At 38.9% G+C, this 12235-nt stretch carries 9 protein-coding genes and 1 pseudogene; 7 read left to right on the forward strand and 3 right to left on the reverse strand.

The genetic code is table 11. The features are described from left to right. Positions 1-110: 110 nt before the first annotated feature. Together JCM19043_RS03980 and JCM19043_RS03985 are read left to right on the forward strand one after the other, a co-directional pair. Positions 111-443 (forward strand): DUF378 domain-containing protein, encoded by a 333-nt coding sequence (locus JCM19043_RS03980; protein WP_062320192.1) that lies wholly within the window; start codon positions 111-113, stop codon positions 441-443. A gap of 206 nt (positions 444-649) precedes the next feature. Then, the gene (locus JCM19043_RS03985) at positions 650-871 is read left to right on the forward strand and encodes a hypothetical protein (protein WP_062320194.1); all 222 of its coding nucleotides are present in this window, start codon (positions 650-652) and stop codon (positions 869-871) included. Positions 872-994: 123 nt separating this feature from the next. On the opposite strand, the gene JCM19043_RS03990 is transcribed toward JCM19043_RS03985, so the two are convergent. The 3 genes from JCM19043_RS03990 to JCM19043_RS04000 are packed head-to-tail and all read right to left on the reverse strand — an operon-like array spanning position 995 to position 4262. Further along, positions 995-1912 carry an ROK family protein gene (locus JCM19043_RS03990; protein WP_082394399.1) on the reverse strand — a complete coding sequence of 306 codons (918 nt, stop codon included), beginning with the start codon at positions 1910-1912 and terminating at the stop codon, positions 995-997. Continuing rightward, on the reverse strand, positions 1890-3281 hold the full coding sequence (locus JCM19043_RS03995; RefSeq protein ID WP_062320196.1) for a glycoside hydrolase family 1 protein: 1392 nt from the start codon (positions 3279-3281) through the stop codon (positions 1890-1892). The genes JCM19043_RS03990 and JCM19043_RS03995 overlap by 23 nt, the downstream gene beginning before the upstream one ends. A 57-nt stretch (positions 3282-3338) precedes the next feature. Then, positions 3339-4262, reverse strand: a complete 924-nt coding sequence (locus JCM19043_RS04000) for an ROK family protein (RefSeq protein ID WP_062320198.1) — start codon at positions 4260-4262, stop codon at positions 3339-3341. A 344-nt stretch (positions 4263-4606) separates the two neighbouring features. Here JCM19043_RS04000 and JCM19043_RS04005 point away from each other — a divergent pair. The 5 genes and pseudogenes from JCM19043_RS04005 (at position 4607) to JCM19043_RS18605 (ending at position 12064) form a co-directional block, all read left to right on the forward strand. Then, positions 4607-5555, forward strand: a pseudogene (locus JCM19043_RS04005) (ABC transporter permease). A 12-nt stretch (positions 5556-5567) separates the two neighbouring features. Continuing rightward, positions 5568-6476 (forward strand): carbohydrate ABC transporter permease, encoded by a 909-nt coding sequence (locus JCM19043_RS04010; RefSeq protein ID WP_231631384.1) that lies wholly within the window; start codon positions 5568-5570, stop codon positions 6474-6476. Positions 6477-6574: 98 nt separating this feature from the next. Further along, positions 6575-8182, forward strand: coding sequence for an extracellular solute-binding protein (locus JCM19043_RS04015; RefSeq protein ID WP_062320200.1), 1608 nt, complete (start codon positions 6575-6577; stop codon positions 8180-8182). Between the two features lie 67 nt (positions 8183-8249). Further along, positions 8250-11378, forward strand: a complete 3129-nt coding sequence (locus tag JCM19043_RS04020) for an alpha-mannosidase (protein ID WP_062320202.1) — start codon at positions 8250-8252, stop codon at positions 11376-11378. Between the two features lie 56 nt (positions 11379-11434). After that, entirely contained in the window at positions 11435-12064 is a 630-nt protein-coding gene (locus JCM19043_RS18605; protein ID WP_369813750.1) for a hypothetical protein, read from the forward strand. Positions 12065-12235 lie beyond the last annotated feature (171 nt).

Consider the following 12235-nt stretch of genomic DNA (forward strand, 5'->3'; position numbering starts at 1 on the left):
ACAAAAAGTCATCATTCACATGTGCCGTTTAAAAAAAATAAATTATGCATGAAGAAGAGGGATTTTGTCCATACTACTTCCATGAGTCAATCAAAAGGAGGAGTAGTAAAATGAGAACGTTTCAAAAATTCGCTTTAACCCTTGTCATTATCGGGGCGATCAACTGGGGATTAATAGGTTTCTTTAACTTCGATTTAGTGGCGGCTATTTTTGGTGGTCAAGGTACACTACTTGCGCGTATTGTGTATAGCTTGGTAGGTCTGAGTGGCCTTGTCTGTTTATCCATCTTATTTAGAGACTGGGATGAAGAACACCAAGAAGAAAAGACGCCGATGCGTCATCGAGGTAAATTAAATTACGGAACAGAGTTTGGTGAAGAAGAGGATTTTTCATCACTAGATAAGTTTTTAGATGAAGATCAGAACAAAAACAATCATCGTTAATGAATCCAAGAAGATGAATAAGACCAAAAAAGCCATGTCAATTGATATGGCTTTTTTGATGCTTGCATGTGTTAATGAAACAGCGAATGATTGAAGTAACAAAGACAGGTTACCCACTCCATGATAATTTGTTATAAATGGTGATATAATGGAAGAAGAAAAGAAAAAGCAGTATTATTTTCACTCATACGAAAAGGAGAGAGCAAATGATTCGTTTTGAAAGAACACGTAAATTAGCGTATATCTGTTTTGGTTCTACCTTTATTTCTATTTTCTTATTCATTTTTAATTTACAACAATTAATGGTAGACAGCCTGAGCCAGACGATCTTCATCCTTGTTGGGGTGTTTTTCTGTGTATTAGGTTTAGCATTATTAATGATTGCGAGAGATGCAGAAGAGTCATTTAAAATCATTCAGCGACCTTAGCAGATAATATTTAAAGGATGAAAAAAATGACTTAGTATAGACTATGAGATGTATAAAGATAAATAGAAAGCGTGTCACAACAGTGACACGCTTTCTATTTATTATAGTTTAATTATTTGACTGTTAGTTATTTGATGCTTTTATGCTTTGAAAATAACAATAAGCAGCACCGATAAGATTGGCATGACTTTTATGATCACAAATATCTACTTTAGGTATAATCAATGTTTCTTCCACTTCTTGTTGTAGTTGATGTAAGTGTTGATTAAGTTCATCAAGCAAAGTGGGTCTTGTACTAATGCCGCCGCCGATTAAGATAACATCAGGATTGTAAACATACTGGATATTAAAGATACCTAGTCCAAGCATCGTGTAGAATTGATGAATCGCCTCTTGGCAAATAATATCGCCTTCTTCAGCTGAATTGAACACTTTTTCACCGGTCCAATCATTTTTAGACATCGCTTTTTTATCAGCTACTCGCCTAATGATAGATCCCGTAGAAGCAAGCCGACTAAAGACAGAATAACCGCCATTCTCTCGATTGGGTAGTAACATATAACCGAAGTCGCCGGCATGTTGATCAGCGCCTCGGTGGAGTGTTCGATTCTGAATCAACGCGCCACCAATGCCAGTCCCGATAATCAATACCGCCGCATTGTCGATTGATTTCGCTTTACCTGTCCATACTTCTGCTAGGGCTGCACAGTTTGCATCATTTTCAATAACAACGGGCAAGTGAAAGATCTTTTCAACCGCCTGTTTAATATTATGTTGATGCAAATAAGGGACAGCACTTTCTGCTCCAATGGTACCGTCAGGTTGCGGTAGACCGGGGCTGCTAATGGCGATGCTAGTTAATGGGATATCTTGAAACTGTTCTTTTAATGTCGTTAGGTGTTCAATAAATCCTTTGAAATCAGTAGGTGTTGTAGATGTATTCATTGTAGAGATGGTACCTATTTCATCTACAAGTCCGTGTTTAATGTGCGTTCCCCCAATATCAATGGCGAGTATATTAATCATCATGACTAAATCCATTGCTTTGTGCGACTTGACTGAACCATTGCCCACTCTTTTTTACCGTTCTCTCTTGCGTATCTAAATCGAGACGGTAAAAACCGTAACGGTTTTTATAAGCGTTTAGCCATGACCAGTTATCAATAAAGGTCCATGCATGAAACCCAAAACAATTCGCGCCTTCTTCAATCGCTAAGTGCAACCACTTTAAGTGTTCTTGATAGAAGTCAATGCGGTAATCATCTTGGATCACACCGTCCTTGTCCATAAAGCGCTCTTCATCTGATACACCCATGCCGTTTTCTGATACATACCAAGGGATATTTTGATAATCTGCTTTTATCCGCATGGCAATATCATATAAGCCGCGCTCATATATTTCCCATCCACGATAAGGATTCATCCGTCGATTAGGATCTTGGTAATAGCTAAAGAATGATTCAGGTGTGATGTTTTTATCATCAATAGGTGCTTCAGATTGTTTTATCCGTCGTGGTTGATAGTAATTGACCCCTAAAAAGTCAACCGTATTTGCTTTAAGAAGTGTTGTATCGCCCGTTATCCTTTCTGGTAAGAGGTGATAAGTATCTAAAAGCGTCAATAAGTCTCCTGGATAATAGCCTAGAACGGAGGGGTCTAAGAAGCTACGATTATAAAAAAGATCCGCTAAATAAGCCCCTTGTTGATCCTCTTTATCATCACTTCTAGGGTAAGAGGGCGTTAAGTTTAAAATAATCCCAATCTCTCCGCCTATTTTTTCGAGTTTAAAGGCTTCTATTGCTTTCGCACTCGAAAGCATGGAATGATAAGCTACAGTTACGGCGCGCTTCATATCAATAACTGCAGGATAATGATACGTATTCAAATATCCCATTTCAACAGGCACAATCGGTTCATTGAAAGTTGTCCAGCGCTTAACTCGGTCACCAAATAACTGAAAAGCTGTTTGGGCGTAATAACGAAATGCCTCGATAATGTCTGGGTTCTCCCAGCCCCCGTTATCTTGTAAATACATCGGCATATCAAAGTGAAATAGATTGATGATTGGCTCAATGCCTTGTTTGATCATTTCATTGATCATGTTATTATAAAATGTTACCGCTTCTTGGTTAAGAGTCTTTCCATTAGGTAAGAGGCGTGACCAAGAAAGAGACGTGCGGAACGAATTGAAATTAAGCGTTTTCATTAATGTGATATCTGTTTCGTATTGTTGGTAAAAGTCCGATGCTTTACCAGGCCCTATTTGTTGATAAAAAAGATGAGGCTTTTCTTTAAACCAATAATCCCAAATATTTTCTCCTTTTCCGTCTCCAGGTACCGTCCCTTCTGTCTGTGTGGCTGATGCCGCTGCTCCCCATAAAAAATGGTCAGGGAATGTATAATGTGTCATCTTCTTCACTCCATTTCTATAATAAGTTATCTAAATTCCTCTTTTTGACCGTTACGATTATAATAGTAGCTTATTGCTTAAGACGAGAGCCGCAGCGCCAATGACGCCGGCGTCTTGTTTTAATTCTGCTGGAACAATAGGCGTCTTTCGGTTAGCGGGGTTTAGCGCATAATGACGCACATACTCACGAATCGGTTCAAATAACAAATCACCTACACTAGACACACCACCGCCGATAATGATTTTATTTGGTTCAAACGTGTTAATCATGGAAACGCAAGCAGCACCTAGCGTTTGAAAGACACGGTTAAGGTAGTCAACAATCTGTGGCTCGCCTTCTTTATATAGAGAAAATACATCTAATGTAGAAAGTTGTTTACCCATCAGTTTACTACCTTCTCGTGCGATAGCGGTACCTGAGGCAATATGTTCTAGACAACCAAATTGACCACACACACATTGTCCAAAACTCGGATCAATAACCGTATGACCAATGTCACCGGCGTTTCCTTTTGCACCCGTTAATAGTTGCTTATTAGAATAGATACCTGCCCCAATCCCTGTACTAATTGTCATATAGACAAAGTCTGTTTCTGCTTGTCCTGCGCCTAACCATTTTTCAGCAAGAGCAGCTGCACTAGCGTCATTTTCAAAATAGATCGGTAATTGAAAGTGTTGTTTAAAGATATCAACAACAGGTATATTTCTCCAATCTGGCAGGTTGGGGGGAGATGTGATTTGTCCTGTTTTTGTATCGATTGGTCCAGGAGCTCCGATACCTATGCCTAGGATTTCTTTTTTTGATGTACTATTTTCCGATAATAGTTTAATGGTGTGTTGATAGATTTCCTTAACCATTGCTTCAGGTGAGATGGTTTGATCTGTTGGTAGTATTTTCTTTGCTAAAAGTGTCCCTTTTGTATTTAATAAACCAATCGCTATTTTTGTTCCACCAATATCAATGCCAATTATTTTATCCATTATTTATGCCTCCTCTAGACAATTTAACTTACCTAACTTCACTCTATAATTTAAGAAGATATGAGGCAATATGTTAAAAAAGTTATTTATTGTCCTCTAGCTATTAGTTTTGTACTTAAAACAGTTATGTTGTTAAAACGCCTGTTGTAAAGGCTTTCAATAAATACATAGTAAGAAATAAATACATACGCTTACCGTGTGAAACGCTTGATAAATCTAATCGGAAAGTCACTAACACAAGTGACGTGAGGTAAAAGGATAAGTTCGACATATTGAAACAATTGTTGAATCCGCTTACATTTGGTGTAGCAAAACAAAACAATTGAAAAGTAGGAGGTTAAATTATGAAACAGCAGGCTCCACCTATATCCGGTGTACCGGGTGTAACATCCAAAAAGAAAAACCGTAAGATTATTCAAAATTGGCAACTCTACTTATTTATTCTACCAACCGTTTTATACTTCATTATCTTTAAGTATATTCCTATGTACGGTATCCAAATTGCTTTTAAAGATTATGTCCCGTCATTAGTTCGGAGGTAGTGAATGGGTAGGATTCGATCATTTCATCCGCTTTTTTGATTCATATTATTTTTGGGATCTAATTAAAAATACATTAGGTATTAGTATTTATGAGTTAGTGGTCGGCTTTCCCTTACCGATTATACTGGCGTTATTATTAAACGAAATCAAGGATAGCGCTTACAAGCGGACGGTTCAGACGGTTACATACGCACCGCATTTTATCTCTGTCGTTGTTATTGCTGGTATGATTATCGCGTTTCTATCACCAACAACAGGTATTCTCAATAGCTTTATTGAATTACTAGGTTTTGAACCGATTCCGTTTATGACCGATCCAAAATGGTTTAAAACAGTCTATGTATTTTCTGGTGTATGGCAAAGTACAGGTTGGGGTACGATTATTTACTTATCTGCTCTTTCTGGTGTGGATCCTCAACAACATGAAGCGGCCATTATTGATGGTGCGACGCGTTTACAACGGATTTTCTACATTAATATCCCAACGATTATTCCGACAATGACGATTCTCCTGATTATGAATCTTGGAAATATTATGGCGATGGGCTTTGAGAAAATCTTATTACTTCAAAATCCACTTAATAAGTCAGCATCAAATGTCATTGCTACTTTTGTTTATGAGGCTGGTTTATTAGATGCTCAATACAGTTTTGCGGCAGCGATTGGATTGTTTAACGCAGTCATTAACGCCGCCCTGTTAATCACGGTCAATCATATTGCGAAGAAAACGAGCGAAACAAGTTTATGGTAAGGAGGGATTACGTTGGATCTTAATAAAATTAATGAAACAAAAGCAGATAAAGTATTTATGGGTTTTGTCTATGTCGCGTTAACATTTGCCTTACTCGTTGTGTTGTACCCGCTCATCTATATTATTAGTGCGTCAATCAGTGATCCTAGCGCCGTTAACTCTGGCGAGATGTGGCTTTGGCCAAAAGACATAACGTTTGAAGGTTACCGGATTATTTTACAGAACGAAGCGATTTGGCGCGGGTATATGATGACGATTTTTTATACGGTATTTGGAACGTTTATTAACCTCGTCTTTACATTGCCAACGGCGTATGCGCTTTCAAGAAAAGATTTTTACGGCAGAAGATTTTTCACCTTTATGTTTGTCTTAACAATGTTTATTGATGGGGGGCTTATCCCGACTTATCTTGTGGTCCGTAATTTAGGTCTTATTGATACAGTATGGGCAATGGTCTTACCAAATGCGGTAGCTCTGTGGAACATCATTATTACACGTGTCTTCTTCCAGTCAACGATTCCTAGAGGATTAGAAGAAGCAGCGACGATTGATGGAGCAAGTAACTTTAAGTTATTTGTTAAAATCATTATCCCATTATCAGCGCCAATTATTGCTGTTATGGCCTTATTCTATGGTGTAGGGCATTGGAATAGTTATTTCAACGCCTTGATTTATTTAGCCGACAGAAGTCTCTATCCACTCCAACTCGTGTTACGTGAGATTCTCGTACTACAAGAGATGTCGTCTAACAGTGTGAGTATGACAGGCGGTATGGCTGAATTTATCCACAGTCAGCAACAACTCGCGGCCATCATTAAATATGGTGTCATGATTGTGTCCACCTTGCCAATTATTATCGTCTATCCGTTCCTACAAAAGTATTTCGTTAAAGGTGTCATGATTGGTTCAATTAAAGAATAACACCGAACGATTTAACTGTAAGGGGGTGAGACGGAAATAAATCATGGTAGTATGAGAATAATATTTCAAATGAACAGTAAAAATAGGAGGGTTTTAAGATGAAAAAGTTCTTACTTAGTTTGTCAATGATGTTTGTTCTTTTAAGTGTCCTTGTCGCATGTGGAGACGATCAATCTGATGCGGAAGGTAATGGAAATGACGCTAACGGCGAAAAAGTTGAAGTAAACAAAGAGGGTTTCCCTATCGTTGACGAAAAAATCGAATTGTCACTCATGGCTCCTGGTGTAGGTATTGAAGAATGGGAAAACATGGTGACATTACAGGAATATGAAGAAATGACCAATATAAGTTTTAAATTTACAACACCACCCGTCAGTGATTTTCAAACACGATTAAACCTCGCATTCGCCAGTCAAGATTTACCGGGGATTATTCTAGGGGCAGGTACAGATAATTTAACTCCTGGTATGGAAGTTGATTACGGTAGTCAAGGGGTATTACTTCCGCTTAACGACCTGATTGATGAATATGCACCAAATATCAAAGCGTTAATGGAAGAAGACCCAGAAATTGCACGTTCAATTACAACACCAGATGGTAACATCTATTCGTTGCCATTTATCAATAATCATCCGACCGCTGTATGGGCGCGTGGTCCACTCTGGTACAACGGTGAGTGGTTAGACAATTTAGGTGTGGAAGAATTACCTAAGACAGTCGATGAATTCTATGACTTATTAGTAAGATTTAGAGACGATGACCCTAATAATACAGGTGAAGATGATACGATTCCATTCACAGATGTTCAAATGAACAGTAGCCGTGCTTGGTTAATGGCTGCCTTTGGTATGAAAGAATGGGGCATTGAAGAACATAATGGTGATGTTCGTTATGCACCGATGACAGACAACTATAAAGCATATTTAGAATTCATGAAAAAACTATATGATGAAGAGTTATTAGATCCAGAAACGTTCTCACAAGCGGATGAACAGAAGAAAGCGAAAGGTCAGGAAAACCGTCTCGGTTTATTCCCAGACTGGTTCTCATTCTTTACAACGGGTCGTACAGAAGAAGAAGCACTTAATGATCCAATGTTTTATCCTTTAACAAGTGAATGGTCAGAAGAACGTATCGTACCAGGAAACCCTGGCATGGTGCGAGGGACTTTCTCAATCACAAAATATAATGAAAATCCAGAAGCATCCATGCGTTGGATTGATTACTGGTATTCACAAGAAGGCCGTGACTTCTTTGATAAAGGGCCAGAAGGCTATCTATGGGAAGCAAATGATGATGGTACACGCACACCACTTCCGGCACCAGAAGGTTTTGAATCACCAGAAGAGTATCGCGCAACACTGACACCAACATACGGTATTACACCGCCAATGCTTGGTGGTTTAGTCGAAGGTGAACCGCGTTCAGATTTTGATTTATTTATTCAAGCAGAAACAGAAGAAAAAATTACACCGATTGCTGAGACGCCATTCCCACTCGTTTATTTAACAGATGAGGAACAAAAGACAGTTAATACGATTCAACAAGATTTAAGCTCATATGTTGAACAAATGGAAGCACGTTTTATCACAGGTGTTGAGCCAATCTCAAATTGGGGTGACTATGTCGCTACAATTGAAAGCATGAATGTGGATGAATATGTTCAGATTCACCAAGAAGCTTACGATCGCTGGGCTCAAAATTAATTAGTAACATTTTAAAGGCTCGGTAAATGCTTGCCGAGCCTTTAATTTAAGTAGAGGAGGAAGACCAATGTTTTTTACGATTGATAAATTAAACAGTCGTATTCAAGAATTAAGTCAGTACCGTTATCGAGGAACAACATCTATTAATGAATGGATGTTCACGATTGATCATGAGAAAGCGGTTGGGCAATACCCTGTTGAAGAAACAGAAGATACGCGTGTCATCACTTTAGGTGAACACTGGAAAGGTCGCGATTGTTATGCGTGGCTATCGCAAATGGTTACGGTCCCAAAAGAGTGGGAAAACGAGCGCGTGATTGGTTTATTTGATTTTGGACAAACCGGTGGTGGTAATAACTCTGGTTTTGAATCGCTATTATTTGTAAATAATCAACCTTATCAAGGCGTTGACTCCAATCATAAAGAAGTACTATTCAATGATGTAGCTGGTGATGTGTTGAAACTAGATTTTCGTTTATGGAGCGGACTAGAAGGTGGGGGAAAACCACGGGACCAAGAATTTCAGCTTAAGCGCGCCGCGATTGCGTACCTTGATCAAAAAGTTGACCAATTTTATTTTGATAGTTGGACAGCGCTTGAAACAATAAAAACGCTTGAAGACAATGATCCTGTTCGTCACCGTTTAACGACAGCTTTAAATACAGCATTTAAAGAGATTAATTGGTTAAACAAAGGCTCAGAAGAATTTTACGCAACGATTTACTCAGCGCAAGCATCTTTCGAAAAAGAGCTTCAAGACATCGGTAAACAAAGTGATGTTACTTATCACAGTGTGGGTCATACCCACATTGACGTGGCCTGGCTATGGCAATTAAAACATACACGTGAAAAATCAGCGCGCTCATTTTCAACCGTTTTAAAGTTAATGGAAGACTACCCAGAATATTTATTTATGCAAAGTCAGCCCCAACTATATGAATATATTAAAACAGATTATCCAGAGATTTATGAAAAAATCAAAGCGCGAATCACGGATGGAAAATGGGAAGCAGATGGCGGTATGTGGTTAGAAGCGGATTGTAATATCCCGTCTGGTGAATCGCTTGTTAGGCAATTTCTTGTCGGAAAACGCTTCTTAAAAGAAGAGTTCGGGAAAGAAAGTACGTACCTTTGGTTACCGGATGTGTTTGGCTATAGCTGGGCGCTGCCACAAATATTGAAAAAGTCGGGTATTGATACCTTTATGACGACCAAAATTAGTTGGAGTCAATACAACCGCATGCCGCACGATACCTTTAAGTGGCGTGGTATTGATGGCAGTGAGGTATTAACTCACTTTATTACAACCATTGAGCCTTGGCCAGAATCACGTTATTACACGTATAACGGCTATATGGAACCAAAGATTTTACAAGACTCATGGAAAGAGTATCAAGACAAACCATTGAACACAGATCTATTACTTTCTTATGGCTATGGCGATGGTGGAGGCGGAGTTAACCGGGACATGCTTGAAATCCAACGCAGTATGGATAAAATGCCAGGCTTGCCGCACATAAAACCAGCTAAAGCAAAAGATTATTTTGATCAGCTACATGAAACGGTCGATCAAACAGATCAATATGTGCATACGTGGGACGGGGAACTTTATTTAGAATTTCACCGCGGGACTTACACCTCACAAGCGTATATGAAAAAAATGAACCGAAAACTTGAGTTATTATACCGTGATACAGAGTGGCTAAATGGCTGGGAAGCGGTTGAAACAAAGGCTTTTGATCAATATCCTACTGCTGATTTAACGGCAGGATGGAAAACGATTCTTCGGAATCAATTCCATGACATTATTCCAGGGTCTTCTATTAAAGAAGTGTATGAAGATGCGAAAGTTGAATATGAAGAGGCAGAGGCCCTTGCGATTCAGCAAATAGACAACGTTTTACACGTGCGTCAAAGTCAAGATTCACATGCGTATACCATTTATAATAGTTCAACGACAAAACGGGAGGAACTTGTTGAATGTCTAGATCATTTAGATGGGGATGGTTCTTGGACAGATAAAGCGGGTAACACACTTGAATCCATTAAGCTTGAAGATAAGTGGTTAGTTAAAGTGACAGATATTCCTGCATTAGGAAACAAGGGCATCTATTTTAATGCTGAAGTTGAATCACAGCCAAGCGAGCAGAATATAACGTTTGTTATGAAAGACCATACGTTAAGCACGCCATACTACGACATTGAGTGGAATGAACATGGTCATTTAACAAAGCTATTTGATAAACGAGCGGAGAAATCCGTATTGAAACCAAATGAAAACGGTAATGTGCTCCATGTATTTGAAGATAAACCACTGATGTTTGATGCGTGGGATATTGATATCTTTTATCAAGAGAAATTTGAGACGATCTCAGATTTACAGAAAGTCGAGTTAGTAGAGATGACACCAATGCGTGCTAAGGTGTTATTCACATGGCGCTACAACCATTCAGACATTAACCAGACGATGATTGTTTATCGTGATTCAGCCCGCATTGACTATAAGACAGATGTTCATTGGCAAGAACGTCAACGGCTATTAAAAGTTGCGTTTCCAGTGAATGTGCGTCAAACAGAAGCGACGTACGATATTCAATTTGGTAACGTGAAACGCCCAACACACTGGAATACGAGCTGGGATTGGGCTCGTTTTGAAACAGTTGGTCATCAATGGGCCGATTTATCTGACGCTGGTTATGGGGTGAGTCTACTCAACGATTCGAAATACGGTTATGACATTAAAGATCACGTGATGCGGTTGTCGTTATTAAAAGGCGCCACCTATCCAGATCCTGATTGTGATCTTGGTGACCACCACTTTGTCTATAGTTTATATCCACATATCGGCGATTGGCGAGAAGCTGACACGGTAACGGAAGCATGGGCACTTAATAATCCATTAACGCTAACACAAGGTCAAGCGAACTATACGCATACACAACTATTTGACTGTCCAACAGACCATGTGATGATTGATGCGGTTAAAAAAGCAGAAGATCATGATGGATTGATTGTTCGACTTCATGAATATCAAGGTAAATCAGGTAGAATTTCATTGATTTCACCATATAAGATCGCTTCATATCAAGAAGTGAATTTAGTGGAAGAACCTGTAGGAGAGGTAATTAGTCAATCTGTGATTGAAGACAGCATCAACCCTTATGAAATTAAGACGTATTTAATCACCTTTAATTAAAGAAGTAAAGGGTGCTCGCATCCTTTACTTATACATACAAAAGTGGAGGGAATCTCATGAATAAAAAGAAAACGGTACATATCATTTCTCATACCCACTGGGACCGGGAATGGTATTTACCTTATGAACAGCATCACTACTTATTAATTGAAGTGATGGACCAACTATTAGATACATTAGAAGCAGATCCGAACTTTAAAAGTTTCCATTTAGATGGTCAAACCATTATTTTAGATGACTATTTACAAGTTAGACCAGAAAGACGTGACCAAATTAAGAAGTTAATTGAAGCTGGAAGAATCGAAGTAGGTCCTTGGTATATTCTACAAGATGAATTTTTAACTAGCAGTGAAGCGAATGTGCGTAACTTACAATACGGGATGCGTGATGCTAAAAAATGGGGAGGGCTCAGCAAAATTGGTTATTTCCCTGACTCATTTGGGAATATCGGTCAAGCTCCGCAAATCTTGCAACAAGCTGATATTAAAGCAGCCGCCTTTGGTCGAGGGGTGAAACCAACCGGTTTTAACAATGCGGTCATTGACGCAAGTGCTTATGAATCACCGTATTCTGAGATGAAGTGGCAGTCACCAGATGGAACAGAAGTCACCGGGATTTTATTTGCTAACTGGTATTGTAATGGAAATGAAATTCCAACCGATGAACAAAAAGCAAAAGCATACTGATGAACACTTGGAGAATCTCGAAACATTCGCATCAACGACACACTTGTTAATGCTCAATGGTTGTGATCATCAACGATTCAAACGGATTTATCGACCGCTATTGATTTGGCTAATCGTCTCTATCCTGATTACACCTTTGTACATTCTACATTTAATGATTATATCGCGGCT

The organism is Halolactibacillus sp. JCM 19043, assembly GCF_001310395.1.
GTDB lineage: Bacteria > Bacillota > Bacilli > Bacillales > Amphibacillaceae > Halolactibacillus > Halolactibacillus miurensis.